The organism is Neobacillus niacini (assembly GCF_046591715.1).
GTDB lineage: Bacteria > Bacillota > Bacilli > Bacillales > Cytobacillaceae > Neobacillus > Neobacillus niacini_L.
This window is the reverse complement of the sequence record NZ_JAWVNQ010000007.1, coordinates 148,244-175,025: the sequence shown is the minus strand read 5'-3', so window position 1 is coordinate 175,025 and position 26,782 is coordinate 148,244. Positions and strand designations below refer to the sequence as shown.

At 33.9% G+C, this 26,782-nt stretch carries 25 protein-coding genes, 1 pseudogene and 1 riboswitch; of the genes and pseudogenes, 14 read left to right on the top strand and 12 right to left on the bottom strand.

The genetic code is table 11. The features are described 5' to 3' along the window. Window positions 1–160: 160 nt before the first annotated feature. From SFC47_RS17785 to SFC47_RS17750, 8 genes are all read left to right on the top strand, one after another. The gene (locus tag SFC47_RS17785; RefSeq protein ID WP_411255652.1) at window positions 161–1,165 is read left to right on the top strand and encodes a glycosyltransferase family 2 protein; all 1,005 of its coding nucleotides are present in this window, start codon (window positions 161–163) and stop codon (window positions 1,163–1,165) included. Window positions 1,166–1,265: 100 nt separating this feature from the next. Continuing rightward, window positions 1,266–2,489 (top strand): hypothetical protein, encoded by a 1,224-nt coding sequence (locus tag SFC47_RS17780; RefSeq protein WP_411255651.1) that lies wholly within the window; start codon window positions 1,266–1,268, stop codon window positions 2,487–2,489. A gap of 18 nt (window positions 2,490–2,507) precedes the next feature. Continuing rightward, entirely contained in the window at window positions 2,508–3,407 is a 900-nt protein-coding gene (locus SFC47_RS17775) for an SP_1767 family glycosyltransferase (protein ID WP_411255650.1), read from the top strand. Window positions 3,408–3,438: 31 nt separating this feature from the next. After that, window positions 3,439–4,368 carry an SP_1767 family glycosyltransferase gene (locus SFC47_RS17770; RefSeq protein ID WP_411255649.1) on the top strand — a complete coding sequence of 310 codons (930 nt, stop codon included), beginning with the start codon at window positions 3,439–3,441 and terminating at the stop codon, window positions 4,366–4,368. Between the two features lie 99 nt (window positions 4,369–4,467). After that, on the top strand, window positions 4,468–5,766 hold the full coding sequence (locus tag SFC47_RS17765; protein ID WP_411255648.1) for a glycosyltransferase family protein: 1,299 nt from the start codon (window positions 4,468–4,470) through the stop codon (window positions 5,764–5,766). A gap of 263 nt (window positions 5,767–6,029) precedes the next feature. Then, window positions 6,030–7,589, top strand: coding sequence for a polysaccharide biosynthesis protein (locus SFC47_RS17760; RefSeq protein WP_411255647.1), 1,560 nt, complete (start codon window positions 6,030–6,032; stop codon window positions 7,587–7,589). Between the two features lie 739 nt (window positions 7,590–8,328). Continuing rightward, a complete protein-coding gene (locus SFC47_RS17755; protein ID WP_411255646.1) occupies window positions 8,329–8,868 on the top strand; it encodes a transposase in 540 nt (179 codons plus the stop codon). Window positions 8,869–8,930: 62 nt separating this feature from the next. Further along, entirely contained in the window at window positions 8,931–9,611 is a 681-nt protein-coding gene (locus SFC47_RS17750) for a magnesium chelatase domain-containing protein (RefSeq protein WP_411255645.1), read from the top strand. A 126-nt stretch (window positions 9,612–9,737) separates the two neighbouring features. On the opposite strand, the gene istB is transcribed toward SFC47_RS17750, so the two are convergent. Together istB and istA are read right to left on the bottom strand one after the other, a co-directional pair. Continuing rightward, window positions 9,738–10,457 carry an IS21-like element helper ATPase IstB gene (istB, locus tag SFC47_RS17745; protein WP_411255644.1) on the bottom strand — a complete coding sequence of 240 codons (720 nt, stop codon included), beginning with the start codon at window positions 10,455–10,457 and terminating at the stop codon, window positions 9,738–9,740. Further along, window positions 10,457–11,959: an IS21 family transposase gene (gene istA, locus SFC47_RS17740; RefSeq protein ID WP_411255643.1), complete on the bottom strand. Its 1,503-nt coding sequence runs from the start codon at window positions 11,957–11,959 to the stop codon at window positions 10,457–10,459. The genes istB and istA overlap by 1 nt, the downstream gene beginning before the upstream one ends. 150 nt (window positions 11,960–12,109) lie before the next feature. Between istA and SFC47_RS17735 the strand changes: the two are divergent. From SFC47_RS17735 to SFC47_RS17725, 3 genes and pseudogenes are all read left to right on the top strand, one after another. Continuing rightward, a pseudogene (locus tag SFC47_RS17735) lies at window positions 12,110–12,367 on the top strand (ATP-binding protein); the annotation flags it as partial. Between the two features lie 175 nt (window positions 12,368–12,542). After that, window positions 12,543–13,820, top strand: a complete 1,278-nt coding sequence (locus SFC47_RS17730; RefSeq protein ID WP_411255642.1) for a hypothetical protein — start codon at window positions 12,543–12,545, stop codon at window positions 13,818–13,820. Between the two features lie 70 nt (window positions 13,821–13,890). Beyond that, window positions 13,891–14,904, top strand: a complete 1,014-nt coding sequence (locus SFC47_RS17725; protein WP_411255641.1) for a hypothetical protein — start codon at window positions 13,891–13,893, stop codon at window positions 14,902–14,904. Window positions 14,905–15,117: 213 nt separating this feature from the next. On the opposite strand, the gene SFC47_RS17720 is transcribed toward SFC47_RS17725, so the two are convergent. From SFC47_RS17720 to SFC47_RS17710, 3 genes are all read right to left on the bottom strand, one after another. After that, window positions 15,118–15,390 carry a hypothetical protein gene (locus SFC47_RS17720; protein WP_411255640.1) on the bottom strand — a complete coding sequence of 91 codons (273 nt, stop codon included), beginning with the start codon at window positions 15,388–15,390 and terminating at the stop codon, window positions 15,118–15,120. 383 nt (window positions 15,391–15,773) lie between these two features. Then, complete coding sequence (locus SFC47_RS17715; RefSeq protein ID WP_411255639.1) at window positions 15,774–16,013, bottom strand: hypothetical protein; 240 nt, start codon at window positions 16,011–16,013, stop codon at window positions 15,774–15,776. A 191-nt stretch (window positions 16,014–16,204) separates the two neighbouring features. Continuing rightward, window positions 16,205–16,492, bottom strand: coding sequence for a helix-turn-helix domain-containing protein (locus tag SFC47_RS17710; protein WP_411255638.1), 288 nt, complete (start codon window positions 16,490–16,492; stop codon window positions 16,205–16,207). A 632-nt stretch (window positions 16,493–17,124) separates the two neighbouring features. Here SFC47_RS17710 and SFC47_RS17705 point away from each other — a divergent pair. Together SFC47_RS17705 and SFC47_RS17700 are read left to right on the top strand one after the other, a co-directional pair. Next, window positions 17,125–17,343: a DUF1659 domain-containing protein gene (locus SFC47_RS17705; RefSeq protein ID WP_411255637.1), complete on the top strand. Its 219-nt coding sequence runs from the start codon at window positions 17,125–17,127 to the stop codon at window positions 17,341–17,343. A 33-nt stretch (window positions 17,344–17,376) separates the two neighbouring features. Further along, the gene (locus SFC47_RS17700; protein ID WP_411255636.1) at window positions 17,377–17,595 is read left to right on the top strand and encodes a DUF2922 domain-containing protein; all 219 of its coding nucleotides are present in this window, start codon (window positions 17,377–17,379) and stop codon (window positions 17,593–17,595) included. Between the two features lie 531 nt (window positions 17,596–18,126). Here the strand turns inward: SFC47_RS17700 and SFC47_RS17695 are convergent. The 6 genes from SFC47_RS17695 to SFC47_RS17670 all read right to left on the bottom strand — a co-directional run bounded on the left by SFC47_RS17695 (window position 18,127) and on the right by SFC47_RS17670 (window position 23,576). Beyond that, window positions 18,127–18,420: a helix-turn-helix domain-containing protein gene (locus tag SFC47_RS17695; RefSeq protein WP_411255635.1), complete on the bottom strand. Its 294-nt coding sequence runs from the start codon at window positions 18,418–18,420 to the stop codon at window positions 18,127–18,129. Window positions 18,421–18,607: 187 nt separating this feature from the next. Then, window positions 18,608–19,138: a competence protein ComK gene (locus SFC47_RS17690; RefSeq protein WP_411255634.1), complete on the bottom strand. Its 531-nt coding sequence runs from the start codon at window positions 19,136–19,138 to the stop codon at window positions 18,608–18,610. 376 nt (window positions 19,139–19,514) lie between these two features. Continuing rightward, window positions 19,515–20,006 (bottom strand): sigma-70 family RNA polymerase sigma factor, encoded by a 492-nt coding sequence (locus SFC47_RS17685; protein WP_411255633.1) that lies wholly within the window; start codon window positions 20,004–20,006, stop codon window positions 19,515–19,517. A 209-nt stretch (window positions 20,007–20,215) separates the two neighbouring features. Further along, window positions 20,216–21,061, bottom strand: coding sequence for a hypothetical protein (locus SFC47_RS17680; protein ID WP_411255632.1), 846 nt, complete (start codon window positions 21,059–21,061; stop codon window positions 20,216–20,218). A gap of 180 nt (window positions 21,062–21,241) precedes the next feature. Next, complete coding sequence (locus SFC47_RS17675; protein WP_411255631.1) at window positions 21,242–21,706, bottom strand: RidA family protein; 465 nt, start codon at window positions 21,704–21,706, stop codon at window positions 21,242–21,244. Between the two features lie 616 nt (window positions 21,707–22,322). Continuing rightward, a complete protein-coding gene (locus tag SFC47_RS17670) occupies window positions 22,323–23,576 on the bottom strand; it encodes a homoserine dehydrogenase (protein WP_411255630.1) in 1,254 nt (417 codons plus the stop codon). 103 nt (window positions 23,577–23,679) lie between these two features. Next, window positions 23,680–23,789: riboswitch (SAM riboswitch) on the bottom strand. Window positions 23,790–24,114: 325 nt separating this feature from the next. Here SFC47_RS17670 and SFC47_RS17665 point away from each other — a divergent pair. Next, entirely contained in the window at window positions 24,115–24,876 is a 762-nt protein-coding gene (locus SFC47_RS17665; RefSeq protein ID WP_411255629.1) for a SurA N-terminal domain-containing protein, read from the top strand. A 243-nt stretch (window positions 24,877–25,119) separates the two neighbouring features. Here the strand turns inward: SFC47_RS17665 and SFC47_RS17660 are convergent, their stop codons facing one another. After that, window positions 25,120–26,439, bottom strand: coding sequence for a short-chain fatty acid transporter (locus tag SFC47_RS17660; protein ID WP_411255628.1), 1,320 nt, complete (start codon window positions 26,437–26,439; stop codon window positions 25,120–25,122). Between the last annotated feature and the right edge of the window lie 343 nt (window positions 26,440–26,782).

The following is a 26,782-nucleotide window of genomic DNA, read 5'->3' as shown; positions in this document are numbered from 1 at the left end:
GTCCACTTGGATGAGACTTTGACCCTTTTATTTGGGTCAAACACCTAAATTTTTCCATTTCCAGATATGATAGAACTTACCTTCCTGGAATGAAAAGAATTGTTGGTATTCTCAACTTAAAACTTCGAAATTAAATACTATGAAGTTAGGAGTGGTTTAGATGAAGCCAGTAGTTAGCATAATTATGCCAACATATAATACAAATAAGGAGTATCTAAAAAAAGCAATTGACTCAATTATTAATCAAACTTATGACTTTATTGAACTAATAATAATTGATGATTGCTCTGTAGATGATTATGAGTTTATATCAAAAAGTTATAATGATAAGAGGATTAAATTGTTTAGAAATGATATGAACCTTGGTGTTGCTAGAACTTTAAATAGAGGATTAGAAATTGCTACAGGTGACTATATAGTTAGAATGGATTCTGATGACATTGCATATAGAAATAGAATAAGTCGACAATTAGCATTTTTACAAAAAAACCAATCCATTGATATGGTAGGGAGTTCAATTAGGTATATTGGGAAAAAAAGGGGGATAAAGAGGTTTCCTCGAGAATCAGATGAGATTAAATCAAGCTTTTTTTTTGGTACACCTATAGTTCATCCCTCAGTCATGTTCAGGGCGGATAAATTAAAACAATATAATATTAGATATAACCCTAATTTTAAGTCAGAGGATTACGAGTTATGGACACGTTGCGCCCAAATTAAAGACTTTAATTTCAGTAATTATTCAAAAGTATTGTTGAAATATAGGATTCATACCACGCAAGTTACAAAACAAACAAAAAATACTATTAGAGAACATTCAAATTTAGTCAGATTAAAATATATCCAAGATTTTGGTCTTCAATTTAATAATGAAGAAATGAAAAAATTCAATGCCTTCTCTAGTGGAGATTCTAATTTAAATTATGATGATTTTATTATAGTTGACAAGTTATTGAAGAAGATAATTGATAAAAATAACCAAGAAAAAAGAATTGATAGAAAATCTTTGGAAAAAATTATAGTTAAGAAATTATTTAAAGAGTATTTAAGGAAGTTAATATCTTTAAAAGGGTCTGTGAAATCTTATAAACACTCTGAAATTATTAAATTAAATAGAATTTATTATTTTTTTCTTAAAGTTGGATCTGTATTTTGTTATAGATGATTGAATAATAATTATACAACAATACTACTTGGTACCACATGCCTTTAAAATTGCTTTTCTAAATATTAAGGTATTCCAAATACAGCAGGAGAATGATTATATGAAAGTACCAAAACCTATAAAACCTAAAATTAAAACGAGTTTAAGTGATAAAATATTCATTTTAGGTATTTATATGTTATTCTTCTCAGGAGGAATATCAAATCTTAAAATCAGTATATCTGGAATTAGTATTACCCAGGAAGGTGGTAAGCCATTTTTATATGAAATAGCAGCATTATTCATTATTCTTTCCTTTATAATCTATCTCCTAGGAAGTAAGAAATTATTAATTAATAGAGAGAAGAAATTAATACTATCGCTATTGTTTATTAGTCATTTTCCTGTATTTTTGGTACATTTATTATTTGCTGAAAATATAATATTTGGGTATTTCGGTTTGGGCCAGCTTAGATTAATGCTAATATTAAGTATTCTTTCATTAATATCGGTATTCTATCCAATAAATCCCAAAATAATAAAGCATACATTAATTGCAATTGTATTAACAGGTTTAGCAAACTGTATTTATGCTATACTTGCACAACTTCAAATAGTAGAACTTTTATATATATCTTCACCTAGAATTCCTGGATTTGCGAGGCATTCGGGTCTTCTTAGTGTCCCAGCGTCATTAGGAGTTTTTTCAGGGCTAAATGTTGTTATAGGATATTGGTTATACAAGGAAAAGAGAGCCAAAATAGGTCCTATTATTTCTATAATAGGTGCAGCAGGATTGTTTTTATCAATATCTTTTACTGGGATATTGATGGTTTTTGTTGCAGTTTTATTTTTTTACTTTCGTGAAATGAAAAGAAATGTATTGATTAGTTTTATTATTGCATTATTTTTATTTGTTGCAGTTATAATTATCCTCTTGAATTTTGATCTTATCCTATCTCAAAATATCAAACGAATTGAATCGATTGGTGGATCTATAAAAATTTGGCTCAACAGTTATATGATTGGAATCCCATGGGGAGAAATCGATAATTATACAGACGGATTTGATATGATATTTCCTCATAATTGGTTACTTGCTTTCCTAGTTCATGGAGGAACTATTTCATTTATTTCCCTTTTTGGTTTATACTTCTTTTATTTGAAAAGAGTTTATCAAATTATTAAAATAAATAATTTAAGCGCAGGTTATAAACAGATATTATATTTAGTAATTACATTACTGTTAATATCTGCACTTTTCGAACAGATTTTTTTATTAGTACCTGCTGTATTTATACTATATATATTTATCGGTTTTTCAACTCAGTCATTTGAGGAATAATGCGGGGAGGTAATTTTGTTGGACTTACAAGAAATAAAGAGAAGGCTACTTATTTTTCCTAGGATGTGCAAGAATATAATATTCTTTATAGCTGGAACTTTTTATTTCAAGAAAAGGAAACTAAATATAAATGTTTTATCGATTGAAGAGACAATTATGGTAGCAAAGAATAAATCGGTCATAAGGTTTGGTGATGGAGAAATCGCATTAATTAATGGTAAAGATATAGTTTATCAAAATTACAATATCGAGTTAGCCAGAAAATTATCACAAATCATTAATTCAAAAAATAATAACATTTTGATTTGTCTCCCTGATATCTTCGGAGACATGGAAGAATTGAGATTTAAAGATAGGTATTTTCATCTTAAGTTTCTATTTTATTATCGAAAGTACTTTTTAAAAGAAATCAACGGTTATCAATTTGGAAATACATTTATGTCTAGACCATATATGATTTTTAAAGATAAAGATAAATCCATTGAATGGTTTTCTATGTTAAAACAATTATGGGAAGGGAGAGAAATTGTAATCATTGAAGGTGATAAAAGTAAATCGGGTGTAGGAAATACATTGTTTTCAAATGCTAAGCATATCGAAAGGATTATTTGTCCATCAAAAAATGCATTTGGTAAATACACCGAAATAACAAATGAAATCTTAAAAATGGATAGAAATAAATTGTATTTATTGGCTTTAGGTCCTACGGCAAAAATAGTAACATTTGAATTGGCAAAATACGGATATCATGCAATAGATATTGGGCATTTAGACTCAGAATATGAATGGTCATTAAGGAATGCTAAGGATAAAATTATGATAGAAGGCAAGCATACTGCCGAATTTAAAGACGAATTTATTAATCAAGATATTAATGATCAGGAGTATATCCGTCAAATAATTAATCGTATTGAGTAGGTAATTTAGTCATATTTAGATTAGGAGTACAATGATGAGGATAACAATAAAGAGGTTATTTACGAGGATATTTATAATACCGTCCAGACATATTAGATACTTATACTATTCCTTATTCTATCTGCTATATAAAAATCTATTTCCAAACATCACCATCTTAAGTGACTTTGAAACCGTAGAGTTAATAGTACGAGATAAAAAGTCAGTAAGTAGATTTGGAGATGGAGAAATAAGTTGGATATTAGGAACACAAAAGGGCTCGTTTCAAAATGGTTCTGAGATACTTTCGAAAAGACTGTCTGAAGTACTTAGTTCAAATTTGGATAATTTACTAATATGTTTACCTTATACACTTAATGAAGTTAAAGGCTTAGATTTAAATGCAAAACATTTTTGGACCAGAATAATGCATTACCAAAGGTTTCATATTTTTCACTATATTAATACAAACGTATATGGAAATAGTTTATTTACTAGACCCTATATGATATACAAAGATAAAAAAGGTGCTGAAGAGAAGTTTAAGAAGATTAAATTAATTTGGGAGAATCGTGATATCGTTATGATTGAAGGTTCATTTACATTCTTTGGTATAGGAAATGATTTATTAGATAATGCAAATAGTATTAGAAGAATTATCGCACCGCATGAAAATGCATTCGATAAATATAATGAAATATTGAGTGAAGTAAAAAAACTCGAGAAAACATCATTAATATTATTAGCCTTAGGTCCAACAGCAACTATCTTGGCTTATGATTTAACAAAATTAGGTTACCAAGCAATAGACATTGGACATGTTGATATTGAATATGAATGGTTTTTAAGAAAAACAAAAAGAAAAATATCAATTACAGGGAAATATGTTAATGAAGTAAACAATAAAATTGATAATAACTTTATTAACCAAACTAACGTTCAATATAGTGAGTCAATAATAGCAAAAATTAGTAAAGACTAAAGATATTTTAATTGAGGCGATAGGAAATCATCCTCCTTTATTTAATTTTCTACAACGCTATATTCTTTAGTAATTAAAATAACTTTGAGGTGGCATTTTTTGAAAAAAAAAATACTTTTTATTTCACGTGATTTTTGGCCAAAATCGAATGGAACTATATCTTGTTTAGAGAACTTTTTGCCGTATTTGGGTGAAAAGTATGATGTGATATTATATTCTGCTAAGAATTCTTTAAATACAAGTAGTACTGAAGAGTATAATAATATAACTATAAAACGTCCAATGAGTTTTTGGGATAATTTTATTTTGATGAAATTGTATATATTGGGAAAATTAGAACGTTTGGGTCTTAATAAATTAATAAAGAAAATATTAATTATAATTGTAAAAATAATATTCTTATTCCCACTATCTATTGCAAAGAGGTCTGGAATTATTTATGGTTGGGAAAAAAACTTGATTAAATACCTAAGAAAACACGAGGATTTGGAAAGTTTTGACATAATTATAGCGGTTGGAGCTCCTTTCTTAAATATAAGAAGTGCGTACAATATTAAACTAGAAAATCAACATTTAAATTTTATAATGATTCAGTTTGATTTATATACGGATAATCCTATAGCATTAATAGAAGATACCAAATTTAATTTACGTAATTCACGATTAGATGAAGAACAAAGATGGTATGAAATAGCTGATATCGTTTTGGTTACAAATGAAATGAATAACACTATAATGAATAGCGAACTTAAAGCTTGGGATAGCAAAACTTTTGCAATTAATATGCCTAATCTTAGTGATATACTGAATCATAATTCTAATTATATCTTCAATAACGATAATGATGATATAAACATTGTTTATACCGGGACATTATATGAAGACATTAGAAATCCGACTTTTTCTTTGGAAATCTTCAACTTAATCACTCGAAAAGATCCAAGAATAAAAATTCATATTTTAGGCTCCGGTTGTGAGGAAATTATTAAGGAATATAAAATTAAAATGGGCGAAAATTTAATTTTTTACGGTCACCAAAGCAAAGGGTTTTCTATTGACGCCATATATTCATCTGATTTCATGCTAAATATTAGTAACCGAACAACATCTCAGGCTCCTAGTAAAATATTGGAATATATCGGATCGTGTAAACCAATAATTAATATTTATAATGTAAAGGACGATATCTGTAAAATAATGTTAGGGAATTATCCACTGAATTTATCAATAAAGGAAGATTACTCGAAACTAAATAAATTATCTAACGAAGTTTATGAATTTATTTTAAATTCTATGGGGAAAAAATGCAGTTTTAATGATGTAAAACAAAATTATAAAGAATATTTACCAGAAACCTTTACCAATAAGATTATTAAATTAATTGAAAAGCAACAATAGGTAGTATTTTAAAAGTAATTATTAGTAGCAGTTAATTTCACTTGAATTTTTAATTCTATCACAGGGCCTTAAATAAATCATACTGTTAGTGTTTAACTTAACTTAAGTTTTTTCCTGTTAGTTTTAGTTTTTCACCAAGGCAGCCTTTTTTGATCATGCTGGATTCAGTGAATTAAATAGTGCCCCCATCATTTTTAAGTTTGAAATGTGACTGAATAAACTATTATGAAACCTGATTTATTTTTTGCGGCTTTATAACCAAAATGGTAAAAGCTCGTTATAGTGGAGGAAAATTAAGAGAGATGACAAAAGGAAAAAAGAGCATATATACGGCAATATCTGGCTTTTCACTAACCCTAATAAATGGTTTATTAGGATTAATAGTAATAAATTTAATAATTTCAAATTATGGTTCTGATTTTAATGGATTAAACTCAACTGCGACACAGTTTATTACTATGTTATTATTAATTGAAAGTGGTTTTACTCTAGCTACTAATGTAGCCTTATTTAGACCTTTGGCTGACCAAGACTACAATGCAATTAATAAAATTATGTCTGCTACGAAAAGAATATTTAATAAAATTGGGATAGTATTTTTTTTGATAGGGATCATACTTTCCATTGGCTATACATTCCTCATAAAGACTGATTTGTCTAACAACATTGTTATACTAACATTTTTAATGACAGTTATTTCTACATCTTTTAATCTTTTTTACACCACAAAGTTTAGAATATTAATTCAAACTGAGCAAAAGGAATATATATTAAATTCAATTCAGATTTTTACTTTAATCATTCAGCAAGTTATCATAATTATTGTAATACTTCTAGAAGGACATATGTTGTTAGTGCGGTTTGTTACCATGGTTGGGGCTATAATAAACGGTTTAATTATTGCTTATATATTTAAGAAATCTTATGATTTTGTTGATTTTAATGCTATTCCAGATTATAAAGCAATAAAAGGTACCAAAGACGTCTTTATACAAAAATTTACAAGTGTACTGTATTTATCATTTCCAATAATATTTATTTCGGCAACTGCTGGAACCATCTATGCAAGTGTTTTTTCTGTATATAATAGTATATTTTTAATGTTGAAAAATGTAATATATGCATTTATTAACGCTCCGCAAATGGGGTTTGGAAAACTTTTAGCAGAAAATGATAAAAACTATGCATGTAAGGTTTTTATTCAATACGAGTTTATTGCTATTAATGTTTTACTTTGTTTATTAACAACTGCAACTGTATTAATAATGCCATTTATTAATATATATACAAAAGGTTTTGTTGATATTGATTATACAAATTGGTATATAGCCCTACTGTTGATAGGAATTACATTTTTTGAAATTATTCATATCCCTAGTGGTCACATAATAAATATGTCAGGTAACTTTAAAGTTGCGAGAAACATCCAAATAGCTGCAAGCGTTGTTTTAATAACAGTTATGATAATAGGAAATATGATTTTTGGCTTTTATGGAATTTTATTAGCTGTTTTGAGTACTGCAGTTTTATTAGCTGTACTGGAAATTAATTATGTTTATATGGTGTTTTTCAAAAGGTCTAGTTTGGATTTATTAAAAATATTACTTCCTAACTTTATTGTATCAATGCTATTAAGTTACTTTGGCATTTCTCTTTTACCTACAATTAAGGGGTACCTGGAGTTTATTATTGCTGGATTCATTCTAGTAATTTTAAACGGAAGCGTAATATTAATTTTCAACCTAATAATAAATAGAAAGATTACAATTGAAATTCTTAATAGAATGAGAGTAAGCATTCCTAGAAAGTTTCAGACAAAATAAATCACTAGAGGTGTAAGTTGCGAAGCTTTAACTAAATCTACTAATTTGTTAATAATAAATATCGGTGCCTGGCATCCCTATATATCCGTTGAAGATTAATAGGTTGTTAGATAAAAAACTGGTGACAGACATCATTCAAGTAATGTGTATTTTTTTTCCTAACTCTTATTTCATGCAACTTTAGTCATCAAATGTTACTGACAAAATAATGAATAGAAATTTAATAATTCTTTTGTCCGTAAACTGACGAAATAAATGGTCAAGATAGGTGATGCCCGTAACCACTAATTATCTTCATTAAATACTCTCAATTATATATAATCTATTAAAACTTACTATTGGGTTCACTGTCAATCCTCATATATTGTTGTAAAATTATATTTTTTAAAATAATTTTACAATTGTAGAATTGAGAACTTAATTAAATGATGTACTGCTAAAAAAACTACCTAATGACTTGTGATGCGATGGGCTCCATTGGACCTTCAATATACATCAAATACCTGGTGTATTTGTTAATATTAATTTAAGCGAAAGTGATCACGAATCATGGGGTCAGACCCCCACTCAGCTAAAGTTTAATGCGGTGAAGCGATGATTAAATGGAGAGCATGCCTCTCTGTTTTTTTTTTACACAAATTTGTCAAAATCAAATATCGAATTTGGTAGGAATTTAGGGGTTGGTGTTGAATTAAGTATTTGATATTGAACTTATTTAAAAGAGAGGTGCTATTCCCAATTGTCGCGAAGTCACCGTATTTGGTTTCCAGGTGCCATGTATCATATTACGAACCGTGGTAATAGGAGGTCTTCTATATTTTATGATGATTTTGATCGTGAAGCATACTTAGAACTTCTAGAAGAAACCCGATTTAAATTTCCTTTTTATCTCCATACCTATTGCCTCATGACAAATCACATTCATCTCCAATTAGAAACCATTCATCATCACCCAAAAGATATAATGAAAATGCTAAATTCTAGATATGCGATGTATTTTAATAAACGACACCATTTTGTTGGTCATGTTTTTCAAGGTCGGTATGGAGCAGAGTTGATAGATACATCAGATTATCTTTTAGATGTAAGCAGATATATTCATATGAATCCAGTTGAAGCAAAGATGGTAAAGTTCCCCAAGGATTATCGGTGGAGCAGCTACATGGCTTATATATCAGACTTCCAAAATCCTCATATTACAACCACAAAAATATTATCTCATTTTCTAAAACCCAAGCAAGAAAATTACCGCAAGTTTGTTGAAGGTACAGAAACGTAAATACCTTCAATATCCTAGTATAATTGAAGTTACCAAAGTTATCATTGGTGGGGGACATTTTAATGACAGTAAAAGCTTTCAGTATTGGTTTAAAAGGACTTGAAGGTTATCTTGTACAGGCAGAGGCAAGGATAAAACCCGGTACGGAGTCGATGGTGATTGTTGGCTTACCGGATGCTTCAGTTAAGGAGTCAAGGGAACGTGTTCTAGCCGCACTTGGACATTTTGATGTGGATGTCACGGATAAAAAGATAGTAGTGAATTTATCTCCATCAGAGCAAAAGAAAAATGGACCGCTATTTGATTTAGCAATCGCGATAGCTGCCTTAAAAGAGGTCAATATGATAAAAGTGCCAATTCCAACGGATACTGGGTTTATTGGTGCATTATCTCTTGATGGCATGATAGTAAAAGCGGAAGGGATGCTGCCGGCTTTAATTTCTGCTAAAGGTCTTGGACTAAAGAAAATATATCTTCCTTATGATGCCACGATTCCTATTCAGATGTTAATAGATTTGGAGTGCGTGGTAGTTCAGCATATTGAGGAAGTGGTTCAACACTTAGAAGGGCAAGAACTGCTGACCTTTCCCCATAATTTAACTTCAAATGATCAAATGCTTCAATTAACTGACTTGCCACAAAAAGATTTTCGACATGTAATTGGACACGACCAAGCAAAACGGGCACTTGAAATCGCCGCTGCTGGTGAACATAATGTGCTTATGAGTGTATTTGGCAAGTAAAAAATGATATAAATGGCAATTAATAATGTGTCACTTGCCAATCCTCTTTTTTATACTCATTAACGCCAAGCCGTTGGAACTGCCAAATTCTATTTGGCAGCTAAAAATGTCCCGTTTGGCAATTATCTAACTCTGTAGTAATGATTCCTTCATTCGATTACTTGGACCTTTGAAGACCACTAGATGTGAATGATGGATTAACCTATCTATAACTGCCTCGGTTAAAATTGGATCACCAAATACATGGTTCCATTCTCCAAACCGAAGGTTTGTTGTAATGATTAAACTTTTCCTTTCATAACACATACTAATTACTTGGAATAGGAGTTCTGCTCCTTGTTTATGAAGAGGGATGTAACCCAACTCATCAAGAATCAATAAATCTAGCTTTTCAAGCTGTTTAAAGAATCTACTTAATGTACCTTTTTCATTCGCGTCTAATAATCGATTGACTAACCCTGCAACAGTATAGAACCTTACATGATAGCCATTCTTTTGTATGGCATTAAGTCCTATTAAAGTTGATAAAAAGGTTTTACCTGTACCAACCCCACCATAGAAAATTAAATTCTCCTGATTTTTTATGAACTGACCCTCTAATAAATAGTCTTTAGTTAAGCCCTGATTATACTCGATTTCATCCCACTTAAACGGAATGCTAGGTATCTTTGGCAATGCTGCTTGACTCAGAAGTAAATTGACTCTGCGTTCCTCCCGTTGCTGTACCTCAAGTTCTAGTAATCTTAATAAATATTCCTCATTTGAGGCTGCTTGAACATCATGATAATGTTGTCTAATCCAACTTAATTTCAATCGTTTTGCATATTCTTGGATGGCTAATTCCATTACGAAACACCACCGTTCTTAAAGAATTGATCGTAGTGGTCAAGACCACGCGTAGCGGGTGGCATTGATGGAATATCTCTTTTTACTTGTATTTCTTTTCTATGTCCACGGCCATTAATCAACTGGTAGAAAACTTGTTTGATTGAATCCACTGACGGATGGCCACTTTCAGAAGCCCTGTTAAGGGCTTGGGTAGCGTATGTAAAGTCATGCTCCTTTAATAAAACAGACAATAATCTCAATGCTTCCTGTTTCTCATAAACAGTACAATTCTCTAAGTATTTTTGCCACTCCTCAGGCATCTGTTCATAAAAGCTTGTATATTTAATAGCTGTTGGTCTCTTCGCCATCAAATTCAAGTATGGCTGCCACTCCATTGATTTCTTTTGTTTTCCGTAAAGTCGGGAATGAACAACAATGAGCTCATGCTCCTTTGTTAAAATTTCTACCTTATTGAATGATATTCTTGCCAAAACTATGCATTTGGCAAAACGAGGGGATGTAGAGTAAAGTCTATTATCTACTTTTATATAACCATATTTATCTGCTGTTACTTCTTCATGCCTTACACATTGATATTCCTTTTCTGGCAGCTGGAATAAAGCCTGTTTATCTTCCTCAAATAATTCTGATATTAAAATGTCTTTTTGATAATGTTTTCTTTGACGATCTTTTTCGGCAACCAGCCAGAATGTCCTATTTAAATCTTCTAGGCTCGAATAAGATAATTCCGGTAATAGAAAGTTATTCCGAATATACTTAACCATTGCTTCTACGTGACCTTTCTCATTGCCACTGGCAGGATTACAAAATTCCGGTTTAAATCCATAGTGAAATACGAAATTCTGAAATTCATCAGTTAGTTCTCTTTCTCCATTTGGTAGGACCTTCTTTACAGCTGGTGCTAGGTTATCAAATCGAATCGCCTTTGGCACTCCACCTATATAATGAAAAATTCGTTTTAATCCTTCTAAAAAGCATTCTCTGTTCTGTGAATAAAAAACCTGAAAATAAAAGGCATTGCTATTGGGGAATGATAGAGCTAGAAAGGGTAGATCAATGGTCTCCCCATTATGTTTAAATGGTGCTTCTCCAAAGTCCACTTGTGCCATTCCCGGCTTAGCTTCTAAAGGGATAGCCGCATCGGAAGTATTCTCTAATAATTCTAGTTTTCTCTTGGCTACATACTCTCTTACAGTACGGTCTGCCCCCTTAAAACTATAATCACTTACCAATTGATCAAATATTCTCTTTGCTGTTCTGCGATATTTTTTCTTTTTCTTCAAATCCTCCTGGAGCCACTGGTCCACTATATGCTTCACCGGTTCCATTACTTTACTCTTTCTTAATTGCTTATGCTGAATTTCATTCCAGTCCTCTTTATCTGCATACTTTTTTATAGTTCTAGGATCTCTCCCCATTTGTTTTGCAACATCTGAATAAGAACGTCCTTTAATATTTACTTCTTGTTTGATATAATTTATATCAGTCACTGTTAACACTCCTTATACCTCCCTGTAATTGTTAGCCCAATAACAGAGAGTTTAATTGTATGAGAGATTGTTGACAAGTGACTTTTTTTATTTGTCCCTCTAAAATCAACACTACATAAAATAACCGCCAAACCTTACATTTTTATACTGCCATAAACACTTATGAGCGGTCCGCCGGGATGAGGAAAAAGCATGCTGGCAGAAACCTTTCCCTCCATTTTGCCTGCTCTTACAAATCAAGCCCAACTCGAAGTAATGAGTTTATACCAGTTGGCAGGGGAAAGTAGAAACTTACATCAAAATGCCCCATACCGCCATCCCCACCATTCTGCATCTTCAGTTGCCATAATTGGCGGAGGCTCCACACCGAGACCAGGGGAAATTTCACTTGCACATCATGGTGTATTGTTCCTTGATATGGATATATTGGTACTATCTCTATAAATTAAATCTCCTATAAATTCCGGTGCCTGTCACTCCTCAATAAGTGTATATGTAATAAGGCAATAGTATTTCGTTTTAATCCCCACTATAAGGATGGAAAAATAAATGCATATTGTGGTAAATTATTCCTAGAGGTGAAATTAAAATTATGAATAAACATCAGGAGTTAGCACTGAGAAGTCATGACATTACAATCGGTTTAGGTAATAAACAAGTACCAGAGTTTGAAATATTAACAGAAATTGGAAATATGGTTAAACTTGCATTAAATATCCGGGGTCTTCCAATTATTCCTTACAGTACTCTAAAGTTGGCAGCATATCACTTTTTAGATATTCCTACATACATGTGTAATAGTATAGTGGAGAATCTCGCAGAAATTGACTTTGTTAAAATATCTTCAGAGGGAAAAACAATAAAAGCTGTCTTACCTACAGTACCATTCTATGAAGATATATACGAGGGCATAGGTGAATTTGCTGAAACAAAACAAATTAATGAAACAGAGCAACTAGCAGTGACTATTTTGAAAAAGCTAACAAACTCTCCAGTAAGTTCTTCTACAGTATATGAACTCGGGGCTGAGAAAAAACTAGTGGAACGTAACTTATCCATTGGTAAACAAGGGAACTATATTATTAATAAGAGAAGTAGAGGGAAGGACATATTGCTAAGTCCTGTTTATTTTTCGGAAAACGCTGATTTATTCTCTGATCTTGTTGCCAAATCTGGTGCAAAAACTGTCCAAAAAATATTAACATTAATAAAACAAGCTCAAGGGATTCCTTTACACATTATTGAACAAAGGAAAGAAATAAACGGATTTAAGCTGACAGATCCTGAAATAAATCTTTTAAAGAGTTTAGCGCACGATAGCATGATAAAGCCACCGTCGATAAAGACTTCCCATGCAGGTGAGAATTATTTCTTATTTACTCCTAAACCGGGAAATGCTCGTCTAAGCCCGACAAAAAGGGAAATCTACGAAAGAGCAATGGCACTTGTTTCAGCAGTAAGACAAGGACAGTATTTGCCAAAGAAGTATGCTATTAGGAGCCCATTTGCTATACTCAGGAAATTGAAAAATGATCATGAAATTGGCGCAAATACAGAAGCAATTGAACAGTATAGACAATTAACTGTACTAAGAGTAGGGAAACTTGTTTCTACACCAGCTGGATGGCACAAATTCGTACTAATTAATACAGAAGAAAATATTGAAGCTGTAAGTTTAGCACTAGATCTTGTAACAATGGGAGAAGGACAAGGTTTAGAGGTTGACGACCAAATGAGGTTGGCTATAAGTCAAGGTCAAACATATGTTGAATCACTAATAAGCGCAAATAAGTTAAAAGAAAGAGAAAATGTGGCACTTTCTGAAGAACATCAGGAAGAAGTAGACAATATATTTTTAGGGGGAGTTTAACATTATTAAGGATAAAGGTTTAAAACTTAAATTGTTAAAATACTACATAGCAAATGAATGGTTTCCACATATGGAAGCAGAAATTTATTTTGCAGAAGGTGTATCACCCAAGAGGAAGATAGTAACTGATCTCGATACAGTGGCATTAATACCATCCAACTTTGGAGAGCTTAGTTTTTTAATAGGAGATTGTAAAACATTAAAAAATCAATCTCCTATTACCAGGTCTCTTTGGTTAAGTGGATTAATGGGTTTGCTGAAGGCAGAAAGAGGAATAGTTCTTCTCACTAAGGAAATTGAAAGAGATCATAAACAACTATCTTCTAATATGAATGTGAGTCTTTTGTCAGAGCAGGATTTTGAAATTCTTGCAAATAAAACTTCCACAAACTATAAGGTAGTAAACAGCGCATTGTGCGATGGTAATACATGGGATAAATATTATGAATTGTACAAGAGGTACCCGCATTTGGAAAATGCATTAAAATTTGTTAAAAATGATTTTTGGAATGTTTCTGATGACAAGTTAAAGCTTAGAAAGACACTATACACAATTAGAGGGATTCGAAGAGAGCTAAATCCAGATAATCCCGAGCATGTAGCCCTTCTAATTGACTTAATCTCTCTTTTCTCTATAGCTTTAAACAGAGTTACTTTGGATATTTTTAATCAATATCTTCTTCCAGAGACCAAGGAGAACCTATCAAGAGAATTGAAAATTTGGCTATGGGGAGGAATGGACCAGTATTTATATTGGAAAAAGTTATACCAAATAGCTAGTAACAAAGGCAATGACGATGAAATTGAACTTCCAGAATGGGATACATTTGTCCAATTAATTAGGCAGTTCCTAGAAGAACCCTATTCAACGTCCAGAGTGCCTTTGTTATTGAGAGAAGTAGCATTTGAAACAATGTCTGCCGGCTCAATTGGTTATACTCTGTCTAGGCAGTTAGCAACAAAATATAGTCAGGCTACTAAATTTGCTATAATGATTGCTTCATACGTTTGTAAAGCAGCGTTGTTACCGAAGGATTTTGATTCATTGATTAGTAAAAAATTAATGCATCTACAGTCTTTTTAATTTGCTTAAGAGATTTTAGAATAATGGCAGTAAGATGGAATTTTTTTAGACTTGGCTATGGTGCTGTCACTCCTCGAGATTTGTCGAAGATTGGTAGTGTATCTGGCATAAATTTGAGCCATCACTAAAACGAAAGAGGTGGTAGGACCTCACATATATAGAAGAAAAAGCCTCATTTTTTCTAATTGAGGTCTTTTTTCTATATAATGATGTTTATCTAAATTTCTTTTTTCCTTTTTCGAATATTCTTGAAAAATTTTCACTATTCCAGTGGGTTTGTATATCACCATTTGGACAACCATGCATTTCACAAGTACTTTCTGCTTTTACTTGCTGTTTGCAATAAGGACACTCACCCTCAAAAAGATGTATTACCTGTTCTGGTTGATTTAATTCATTATAATACATAATAAATTTTAAATTTTCCCCGTTCGGCAATGCAAAACCACGACGATCTTCAAAAATTAATCCATTCCTAGTAGCCAACTTTATTTCCCCCATTTATCCAGCCAATTAATTTTTCTGTGCAAACAAATTAATTATCACCATTTTCAAAGAAAATTTCAATAAGAAAGGAAGGAGAGATTTAGTGGAACGGTTTTTGAATATTGAGTTGAAGATTTTAAATTTGGAATCAGTCCCCCACTCAGTGAGATACCGAAACGATTGATGAGTTAAATGAGTTAGTCCAGAAAGTTGGACTAAATGTAGTTGTTGATTTTATTGATAATGGACCTGATAAAGTCGTTCAAATGTATCAGACTGGTAAGGTAGTAAGGGAACAGCAGGTAATCATTGATACGATGGAGAAATCATATAGTCAAAGAAAGAGCATGGAAAACCTCTAAAGGAGGCCTGCTCTTTTTATATTATTGATTTGCGATGTTATTAATTGCCTGAATAGCAGCCTTTTCTGGGTCATGGCCATCCCGACCTATGCCTATTGGAAATTCTTCCGATATATGTTGTACTTTACCAGGTCGTTTATTTGCATATGCTTTGATGGTTCCATCCGTATAATGGAAAATCTCTATGTAATACAACTGACCTTCGTGCTCAAATCTTCTCCAGATATCCATTTTAGCAATTTCAATATTCTTCTTGTTCATGTACTGTTCCTCATTTGCTTTTTAGTATTTTCAAGGTCATTCTAGTAAATATAGGTGTATGGCACTGAAATTCCAGCTAGGCGTAGTCTCGAATATATAGATATGTAAAAAAGTTGAACCGCCGCCAGTGAACATTTTGGCAGCGGCTTTCGAAAAATAAAATTGATATTATTTTAGTGTTTCACTTATTGCTAAGATTCCGACTTGGCAGGCTTTTTCTTCTTTGATTTCCGTTTCTTAGGTTTGTATATAACCTCATCTGAAATTTCCTTGAGAAATTCCCAATGCTCCATCTCAAAGGCTTTAGCGAACTTACATATGGAGGTTCCAGAGGGGGATGTTCTATTGTATTCAATGTTTTGGACCGTTCGATATGCTAGATCACTCACCTCAGCAAGATACTCTTGTGTCCAATCTCTCTCAATCCTCATTCTTCCTACTCCTAATCCAATATACATTTCTTCTCCGGTCTGTATCAAGGCAATTCTCCTTTTTAGACCATTAACTCCCGTGGGAAGAAAATGTAACACGCACTGCAATGCGTGTTTTGCTAGAATTAAGAAAAATTATGAATATAATTAGCTAGAAAGACACAAAAACAAAGGTTTTATTGAGTATGAGTACTAGCATTCTAGTTTATACTTTGTCTTATCTTACACAGCGACTATGTAGCTCATGGGGATGGGTTCTGATGGGACTGAAAAACTGAACAAAAATGAGTGTGAGCCCAAAAACTAGTAAAAAAGAGAACGATTACTCGTGGGGTTGAGGAGAGAAAAAAGATGCAATTAAAAAAGGTAGAAATCTCAAATATTTGAGATTTCTACCTTTTTTTGGTTTGTGACCATTTACATTCGCCATTGGAGGCTTCAGATGGCTTTCCCGGTCCATTTGCGGTGAAAACATTTTGTTTTAGATTTAGCCGTTAAAATAGCCGTTACTTCTCCTGATTATTTATCCTCATCATTACCTTTATTCGTTTCATGACACTTCTTCTTACTTCAAATAGCCTTAAAAATGAGCTAAATCCTTTTTAAAAATTTTATTTTCAATGAACCTGTCCTTTTTGCCTGCTTTTCAATATATAAAGTGGTGAAAGGAGGTGATTACGATGGCACAAGCATTTTTAGCAACATCAAAGCTGCGTGTGGTGTTCCAGGTGGGTGTAGGTGAAGATGGCAAACCGCTTCTAAAGGCGAAGACTTTCAGTAATATCCAAAAGCTGGCAACAGCTGATCAACTTGTACAAGCAGCACAAGCGGTGGTTAGTTTGTCCAATGATACTCTTAGCAGCATTGAGAGAGTCGACAATTCTGATTTACTAGTGTAATCGTATATTAACTAATAGAAGGAGGTGAATGAAATGGCTAAAACATTAGAGTTAGAGTTTGTTACGGAGTATGGTAAACCTGCTCGTTTATCAGTAGAAAATCCGAAGGAACCGATTGAGGAAGCAGTCGTAAAGGCAGCAATGGAGGAAATGATTGCTTCAGGAGTCTTCACATCTGCCAATGGTAATTATGCTTCTGTTAAAGGAGCACGAGTGATTGACCGTAATGTAACGGAATATGAAATCGTTTAATAAAGTACGAGGCCGGTTTCCTAAAGGAGCCGGCCTTTGGTAATTTCTCGACAATAAATTTTCACAGAAACAGGTAAAAGTTCGTTTCCCAAAAGGGTTTGCATCATTTTTAATCAAACGATTAGTTAGTATTACATCCTGTTATTCTATGTAAGAACTTGTATTTTGCTAGTTTTTATTGTCAGCTTTTGAAGATAATTCCTGGGACCATAACTTTAATACGACATTTTTTTCTTTGGACAACAGGCAAAAGTCCGTTTCCTATAAGGGTTTAAGAATAATTTAAACAAACGATTGATTAGTTGAATTGGTTTTAATCAATCGTTTGATTAGAATCTCATTAATTGCTGCTACACTAAGGGTTAACCCTCCTTCGAAGGATGGATAATGTCGAAAAGAAAGTCCAGTAAAAAGGTGTTGGCTTTATGAAGGTTTTCAGGTAAAGGTGAAGATGTATGATTTTACAGATGATATAGAGTGAGGCATAGGGGACACCACGTTTATTTAGTGTCTCTAGTATGATGGTGAAATTTAGTCTTCAATTTTTTCGAAAGTAATGATTTGATTCATATCGTCAATGTCTAGAGCATCCGCAATTCGGGTTAGATGATGAAGGTGGACATTGATCCTTTTTTGGTTAATTAATTCACATAAAGCAGCGGGACGGATATCACTTAGCCGGGATAATTTTCTTATAGTTATACCTTTTTCTAAGAGTAGTTCTTTTAATTTAATGACAGCGAGTCTTCTCATGGCTTTACTTGCACCCAATCTTTTTTTATTTTGGAATGGTACGGTACAAAAAGTTTTGCGATACCATTCCATTGAATAATGATAAAAAGATTTTCTCCACGTACTGAAGTACGCGGAAGTGTCAAAGTATACCATTTAGGTTTTTATGTTGCTAAAAAGGACACAAGTTAAAGAAACAGCCTGATGAATATTCATCAGGCTGTTTTATAAGAGTCTATTATACAACCACATCAAGCCATACGTGTTTTATCTAGGCAATTCAGAGATTTTTTTTACTTTTTCTTTTTCTCGTCTTCTTTGGAGGTTCAACCATAAAAGACATCGGGTTCTTTGCATTTTCACTGGTAATTTTACATAGCTGCTCCGCTGATTTCCATTTGTGATTAAAGGAAAATAACTTGGAGTCGCTCATGAGTATGAATCCATTTCGAAACTCGATATATGTTTTTCGCCTAAGACTTTGTGTTCTTACGATTTGGTTGGGATTATACCAAATGGTACCGTCGTGTTTATGTGACTTATCAGGGAAGACGCAAATGCTATGTATAGGGTTGATCATGACAGGGCACATCATGTTGTTCCCCATGATCATTTTGGATGTATCCATGGCCCCCCTTAAATCAAATCCAATACATCTTATGCTATCGTCTAGGATTTCCGTAGGTGATCGATCTACGATAAAAACTTGGTCAAATTGTCTTACAAAGGTATATTTTTTTCCATTGCGATCATAAAACCCAAACATGTACATCATATGCTGATTGATTAAGTAGTACTTCTCAATATCCAATACATCACTCCTGAATTTTGCATATCTTGAATTTTTGGTACTAGCAGCAGGTAGAACATGGTTCTCAATGTAGGTTATGGATCTGGGTGTCAATGGTTGAGCAAATACTTTTGACATGTGAAAATAAAGAAGGTCTGGTTGATTTGAGGCTAGTTTGTAGTTTCACTTAAAGAAGAAATAGCATTTAGAAAGTGTGGTGGAAGTGTTTTTTCTATTGTTAGACAAACTTGAACACTTAATTAAAAAATACCATTTCTTCAAATAATAGGTGTACCGTATACGCGTACCATTGGTGGATAATTTGTGAATATTATAGTAAAAAAGTCCCGGGTAGCTTAGATGGTGTACGAGCTGCCCAGGGTTGAAAATGATGATGTTACTGGTGATTTGTAAGCTTTTCCCTCAATTTTCTAATTGCTCCTGCTTTCCATTGCTTAACAGCGGAGAGTGTTACCTTCTCGTTTTCTGCTATTTCTTTTATGGATAATTGATTTAAGGATGATTGTATTACCCATTTTGCCTCTTTTTCTGTAAGGCAATCGCAATAGGTTTGAATGATTTCTTTTTCAAGAAGTTTTGGTGATTCGTGACCTTCCACACCTACCCAGAATTCCTCTTCCTTTGGAAGAATGTTATTTTCCTGATAGTGGTTGTGCTGCGTCATTTCAGATAACATTTTCCCTTTTATAAAGGTGTAGGCATAATTTGAAAAACTACCTTTTCGTTCATCAAAGGATTGTGAAGCTTCCCAAAGTGCAATTAACCCCGTCTGATAAAATTCATGCTGGTTTTTATAAATGTGCAGGGATCTCATAATCTTATGAATCATAGGCCGATACTGTACAACTAAATCATCAAAGCTCTCCACTGGTAAAAGTCCTTCAGGCAGCGCGCTTCCGATATATTCCTAGGTAGCTTTACCTTAATTCATCCATAGAGAAACTTCGAATCACGGAAAAGTGAATTTAGCTTAGAAAAATAGATTTATAGGGTGAAATTTGATTCAAATTGGAACAACAGTGACCATGGGGACGGTTCTTTTGGTTTTATTGTGTGTTCTTAAGTATCGTCAAGAAATTATGACTCTGTATGCAGCCAATCATAGTACATGACTTCACCGTTTCCGAGCACATAGCGAAATGGCTTATGTTCAGATTTCATTTCAAATAATTGGTGGAGATAGAATTCTTTTAATTTGTTGGTTAAGATTCCATAAAAGAAGGCAATCGGCTTTGTTACCTGAGTGGTAGATTTCAATTTTCGTATCAGCTGTTTAAATGACGTAATCGCTAAACTGAGAATGTCCTCTTTGTCCTGGTCACATTCAAATCGAAATGCAGCGATTTGTACCATATGCCAGTATTCTTCAATCGTTTTCGCATCAGAGAAGAAGTATTTTACAACTTGAACAAATGCTTGAGGAACTTTATCACTAACAAAAGTGTAATCGAGTTCAGTCGGCGCTTCGTTACGTTTATTATTCTTTTGATGATTAGTTTTTAAAAGATTATTAGTTTCTTTAGGGTGGTTCATTATTTCCGCTTTGGGTGGTTCACTTTTAGGAAAACGATTAAAACAATAAAGGTTGCTGGACTGTGAACCATTTTTGCGTTCTGTTTCATGGATGGTGATAATTCCTAATTCTTTCGCTTTCATGGTCATCCGTTTAAATGTGGAGCGGGAGATTCCGTTACCTTGATAATCTTCATTAATCGCTTTTAGGATCGTACCAATCTTCGCGTTCGAAACTCCAGGAATCTTTGCAGAAAAACGAACCAGCCGTTTCAAAGCGACTAATTCCCCTTTAGAGAAATCCACCTTCTTCACCGCTAACCACATTTCAACATGTGTATTGAACTCCTTAAGACTAGTAAACTGAGAATATTGTTCAAACCCTTCAATCCTGCCGGATTTTAAATTCATAAAAATGCACCACCCTTTCTACCTTCTATATAGGTTTGGAAAGGGTGAAAGGACAGGGTGGATTGCGGAAAGTTGTTACGGAATTGTGAAGTGAATATATGAGGTATTTAAAGATACAAAAAAGGCGTAGTATTTAACATTATTAACGTTAAATACTACACCTCGGAATACTGTATTATCCTATTGTTTTACTGCAATGATAAAATCAATCTCAATCGGAGTATTACTAGGGAGTTCCGCTACTCCAACAGCTGTGCGGGCATGAAGTCCTTTTTCGCCAAAAATCTGATCTAATAATTCAGAAGCAGCATCAAGAACTTTTGACGGTTCATAAAAACCAGGTGCAGTCTGAACATAGCCTGTTACTTTTAATACTTGTTCAACCTTGTCAAGGCTTCCGATTGCAGCTTTTAAACTGCTAAGCCCTTTTAGCACACACATCTTTGCTAGTTCCTGCGCTTGTTCAATCGTAACCTCTCTACCTACTTTACCTTGAAAAGGAACTTCTCCATTTATTCTAGGTACTTGTCCACTAATGTAAGCTACACCTTGATGAATCTTTACCGGTACATAGTGGTAAAGGGGTGCAGCTGCTTCTGGTAATTGTATATCTAAATCTTGTAAACGTTGATCAATGGTAGTCAATTTCTTGCTCCTCTCAAAATTGGTCTTTCAGGTAAGATATAAAAAGTAATTTACTCCTTATATTCAAGAGGTGTTGTCAGAAATCCTTCTGGAAATATGTTGAAAATGATGCATGGTGGTGTGGAGAAATTGTGGAGGTTTTCAGGAGGACGGTTCTTGTAGTCACTACCCAAGTTTTGTCGAAGAATGATAGGTTGTTAGTTAGGTGAAGAGTGTTAGAATAGAGTTGCAGCTAAATATTGTTGGGGTGGCACAGTTGTCAATCTTCTTTTCTTTCATTAGGGAAGGAGGTGATAATACTGGAAACTTTTCTTGATATCTTACGAGAAATTCTAAAGGGAATTGTGCGTGAAGTCAGTGCATATTTCTTTCGGAAAAACGTACTAGAAAACAGGAAAACCACCCCGCGCCGTAGGAAGCAAGAGGGTGGTTCTCAGAAATAATCCACTTTAACAACCACCACCCAGACGGCAGGAGCTGCATGGAGAAGTGTTTGCGACAACACTTCTCTTTTTTATTATATGTTCATTATACACAAAAAAAACCTTATATAAAAGTTAATCCTAAGCTCAGACTCATTCCAATGTGTCAACCTAGATTTATCTATGGAGAGAAGTCAATTTACTTTTTCCGGCAGATTTAATAGAGTACTTGTGCTAGAATTATAGATTTTAACCTCATATTTGTTTATGAGTAAAGGGTGTTCATAGTGTGTCAGATCACCTTTAAAAAGAATGTAAGATTTATTTAAGATAGAGCTTTGATTTGTTTTAATAATGTCGCCATGAGCATGTAGTTGTGAAGTTATTTCTTTTTGTAAGTTGGTGGATTGATAGAATAATAAATAAACTTTTTGAGTTAAAGCTTCATTTTCGTATGTGTTCTTTGTAATTCTTGAATATTGATAATTTTTGTTTTCCTTTGTCAGATAGATTGATAATAAGTCCTCAATAACCGCACTGGCCGTAGCTTCTGCTCCAGCGCCTGGTCCTTGTAAAGTCAGGTATCCAAGTAAATCTGTCTTTATTCGAAGGGCATTATCAACATTTTCAACTCCGTGTAAAGGATGATCCTTATCAACAAATACAGGCTTTACTTCTACATTCAATTGACTGTCAATCAGTACTAAATGCTTAAGGCGAAGCCCAAGTTGATCTGCCAATAAGATTTCCTCATGCGAAATACCCTTTATTCCTTGCACGTTCACTTGTTCCCAATCAGGTTGTTCTCCAAAGATCCACTCGCTTAATACCATCGCTTTATAAAATGCATCTAAGCCTTCAATATCATTCGTTGGATCAGGTTCTGCATAACCTTTCTGCTGCGCAAGTTCAAGGGATTTTGGAAAGGAATCACCTGTTGTTCGCATATGACTTAAGATGAAATTGGTTGTTCCATTTAAAATAGCTTCTACCCTCTCAATTTGATTTCCACCGAGCAGCTCTTTAATGGTTCTTAGTACAGGGATTCCACCGCCAACACTAGCTTCGTAAATAAATCGCACCCCGCTCGCATGAGCTATTTCCATTATTTCTTTTCCATGACTTGCAATTAATTCTTTATTTGCTGAGATTACATGACAGCCATTTTGAAGCGCTTGTTTTATATAGGATAAAGCGGGTTCAATTCCGCCCATGGCCTCTATAACTACATCTGGATTACCCTTTTCGATAATTTCATCGAAGCTTGTGGTAACCATAACGTTTTCATCAATGGAGCGAGGCTTTTCTTTATTTTTAATTAAGATACCTATGGTTTCAAATGATTTCCCCGTTAGTGAAGATAATCGTTCCTCTCGATTCGTTAGTGCGGAATATGTCCCATACCCTACTGTACCTAATCCTAATAACGCCACTCTAATTCTTGTCATTGTTGACTCCTTTCAAAAATAAAGAAATGTAAGTCTTAAGAAAAGTGGAAAAGTAAAAGCCGCTCTATCACTGAGATAGAGCGGCTCCATAAAAAAATTCCGTCTCTTATCTCTCAAAGTAAAATACTTTGTAGGACTTAGCACCTTTTCAAACATCTGTTTGAAGGTTGCCGGGCTTCACAGGGCCTTTCCCTCTGCCACTCTTGATAAGACTTATTAAATTAATACAAATATTATCAGGGTAAACAGTTAGAGTCAACTTAATTTTATGAAAATTTTAAATCATACTCAGCCGCCTGCAAATTAATATGTTATTTTTTATAACTCCTTTTGAAATTTTAGAAGCTGTTGGACGAAGATACAAAGGAGAATAAGACTATAAGAAAGGTAGGTTACGAACTCCATAGGTAAAAGGATTCTAAATTGAAGAAGTGGACCCTTTTAGGTTTCTTTTTATGACTATGTCTTATATAATTGACCACTAGATTAACGTTTTAAATGGAGAATATTATTTTTTGGCCGTGAAAGGAGAGGGATCATGAAGAAAATTATCTATACTCTTATTACAGGAATCATAGCTGTCACTTTAACAGCTTGTGGTACAAATGATGAAGGTAAACAATCCAAAAATAGTGAAGAGCAAACTGCTCAAACCCAGCAACAAGATCAAGAGAAACAGATGAAAGAAATGCAGAAGAAGCTAGATAAGCAAAAAATAGAGGAGAAGAAAACCGTTGCTATCATCAATGATGAAGAGGTTTCAGGCAGTGACTATAATATGGTATTATCTTCTCTGCAAATGCAGATGCAACAAATGGGACAAGATCCTACTTCTGAAGAAGCGGCAAAACAAATAAAAGAACAAACCATCGATAGCTTAGTGGGACAAACGTTGATTCTTCAAGAAGCTAATAAAAAAGGGTATCAAGCATCAGATGACGAAGTTGAAAAACAAATAGCACAAATGAAAGAATCGTATAAAGATGATAATAAATTTGAAGATGCTATGAAACAAGCTGGTTTGGATATGAAGACCCTAAAGAATAATATTGCAGAGAATATTCAATATATGAAGTACCTGGAGAAAGAAATTCCAGCAGGAGAAGTAACGGATGAAGAAATTCAAGCTTATTATGATCAAGCAGTCCAGCAAGGAAGTCCCGATGGTCAAGAACTTCCAAAGCTTGAAGAAGTAAAACCGCAAATCAAGCAACAACTTGAACAACAAAAACAACAAGAACAACTCACTAAAAAAGTAGAAGAGCTTAAGAAAAAAGCTGACGTTGACATTAAAATCTAATGTTTTCAATACGATGAACCTTAAAGGTTATGTATCTAATGAGTAAGTTATAAATAAAAGGCTGCCTGAGAAGTTCTTTGGAAGCCTTTTTCTAGGTTCATAAAACTATCAATAATGTATAAGAATTGACCTCTCAAAAAATCATGGAATAACCTCATGCAAGTTTTTTTAGTAATTAAGAATGATGAACCCTCTCGTGGTAGGGAGGACCATCAGAACCGTCCCCTTGGTCATCTCTGCTTTTTAGAAGAATAAGAATCCTAGTGAAATGACTATACCGCTGACAACAAGGACCATGACAAGGTAACCCATGATGTCCTTCGCCTTCAGACCAGCGATTGCCAGTGCTGGAAGTGCCCAGAATGGCTGAATCATGTTCGTCCATGCGTCACCCCATGCAACGGCCATTGCTGTTTTTGGAAGGGATGCACCAAGTTGTGTCGCTGCATCCAGCATAATAGGGCCTTGAACGGCCCATTGGCCTCCACCAGATGGAACGAAGAAGTTGACAATACCTGCGCTTAAAAAGGCAAGCATTGGGAAGGTAAATTCATTTGAAATGGCAATAAACGCGTCAGATATGACCGCAGCCAATCCTGAGGTCGTCATCAATCCCATTAATCCGGCATAGAAAGGGAATTGGATGATAATGCCGCTCGTTCCTTTCACCGCGTTTAACACGGCGTCCAAGAATTGTTTTGGAGTACCATGAAATAGAATGCCAAGGAATAAAAATAAGAAATTGACGATATCGAGATTTAGCTTAAAACCGTTAGTAGCGAAATAATAGAACAGAAAAACAAGTCCAAGTGCTCCAATTAAGAACGAAACCAATTTGCTGTTTTCAAGTTTGTCAGCAGGTGTCAGCGCCTCTTTTTCAATGGCCGCTGCCTGGAAATCACCCTCCAAGAGTGCAGGGTCAACCGTGATCGTTTGGTCCTTTGATGGCATACTTAAGCGGTTGATAATAGGAATGGTTACCATCAGCCCTAATACAATCACGATATTAAAAGTTGAAAAAATCGTTTCACTTGTTGGTATAACACCAATTAGATCTTCTGTAAAATGTCCTGGAGTGGCAATGGTTAATGGGACAGACCCTGAAATTCCTCCATGCCATACGAGAAACCCTGAGTAAGCGCTCGCAATAAGGAGCCTGTAATCAACATTTTCTACTCTTTTTGCTAATTCCTTCGCAAACAAAGCACCAATGACCAGCCCGAATCCCCAGTTAATGAGGCTGGCAATCATCGATACGATCGTGACGATGACAATCGCTTGCCCAGGTGACTTGGCGGATGAAGCCAGAGCTCCTAACCCCTTTTTAAAAATATGGCTGCTTGCCAAGACATGTCCGGTTACTAAAACCAGGACCATCTGCATCGTAAAAGATAGAAGTCCCCAAAAACCATTTCCCCAGTGCTGGACCATTTGGTAGGGTCCGTTATCTGTAAAAATAAGGCCTAATCCAAATACAACAAACGTTAGTATGATGACGAATATAAATGGATCTGGCAAATACCGCTGCATGATGCGGTTAAAAAATGATACCAATACTTTCATAAAGCTCTCCCCTTTTGATGTCATATTGCAACACTATTAAGTATTTTACAAAAATTCCGAAATCCCTCCAATTTTATATAAAATTTGACAAATTAGTTAAAAGTACCTAAATGTGGGTCTTGGTGACCAGGGGGGTGACCATGGGCGTGACCATGGGGACGGTTCTGGTGGTCTTTAATTGGTGGTGGTTTAGGAAGCGGAGATGGACACTTCAATAGTAAGGGACACCGCAAAATAATTAGAAAATCCAAGAGTATTCTTCGACAATATATTTTCAAGAAAACAGGTAAAAGTCCGTTTTTTAAAAGGATTTGCTGCACTTATAATCAAACGTTTAATGGAG

Excerpts from the sequence above, each read along its gene's own strand:
- SFC47_RS17785 (WP_411255652.1), top strand. The coding sequence starts at position 161 with ATGAAGCCAGTAGTTAGCATAATTATGCCAACATATAATACAAATAAG.
- SFC47_RS17780 (WP_411255651.1), top strand. The coding sequence starts at position 1,266 with ATGAAAGTACCAAAACCTATAAAACCTAAAATTAAAACGAGTTTAAGT.
- SFC47_RS17770 (WP_411255649.1), top strand. The coding sequence starts at position 3,439 with ATGATGAGGATAACAATAAAGAGGTTATTTACGAGGATATTTATAATA.
- SFC47_RS17760 (WP_411255647.1), top strand. The coding sequence starts at position 6,030 with ATGGTAAAAGCTCGTTATAGTGGAGGAAAATTAAGAGAGATGACAAAA.
- SFC47_RS17750 (WP_411255645.1), top strand. The coding sequence starts at position 8,931 with ATGACAGTAAAAGCTTTCAGTATTGGTTTAAAAGGACTTGAAGGTTAT.
- istB (WP_411255644.1), bottom strand. The coding sequence starts at position 10,457 with ATGGAATTAGCCATCCAAGAATATGCAAAACGATTGAAATTAAGTTGG.
- SFC47_RS17730 (WP_411255642.1), top strand. The coding sequence starts at position 12,543 with ATGAATAAACATCAGGAGTTAGCACTGAGAAGTCATGACATTACAATC.
- SFC47_RS17725 (WP_411255641.1), top strand. The coding sequence starts at position 13,891 with ATGGAAGCAGAAATTTATTTTGCAGAAGGTGTATCACCCAAGAGGAAG.
- SFC47_RS17715 (WP_411255639.1), bottom strand. The coding sequence starts at position 16,013 with ATGAACAAGAAGAATATTGAAATTGCTAAAATGGATATCTGGAGAAGA.
- SFC47_RS17705 (WP_411255637.1), top strand. The coding sequence starts at position 17,125 with ATGGCACAAGCATTTTTAGCAACATCAAAGCTGCGTGTGGTGTTCCAG.
- SFC47_RS17700 (WP_411255636.1), top strand. The coding sequence starts at position 17,377 with ATGGCTAAAACATTAGAGTTAGAGTTTGTTACGGAGTATGGTAAACCT.
- SFC47_RS17695 (WP_411255635.1), bottom strand. The coding sequence starts at position 18,420 with ATGGAATGGTATCGCAAAACTTTTTGTACCGTACCATTCCAAAATAAA.
- SFC47_RS17680 (WP_411255632.1), bottom strand. The coding sequence starts at position 21,061 with ATGAATTTAAAATCCGGCAGGATTGAAGGGTTTGAACAATATTCTCAG.
- SFC47_RS17670 (WP_411255630.1), bottom strand. The coding sequence starts at position 23,576 with ATGACAAGAATTAGAGTGGCGTTATTAGGATTAGGTACAGTAGGGTAT.
- SFC47_RS17665 (WP_411255629.1), top strand. The coding sequence starts at position 24,115 with ATGAAGAAAATTATCTATACTCTTATTACAGGAATCATAGCTGTCACT.
- SFC47_RS17660 (WP_411255628.1), bottom strand. The coding sequence starts at position 26,439 with ATGAAAGTATTGGTATCATTTTTTAACCGCATCATGCAGCGGTATTTG.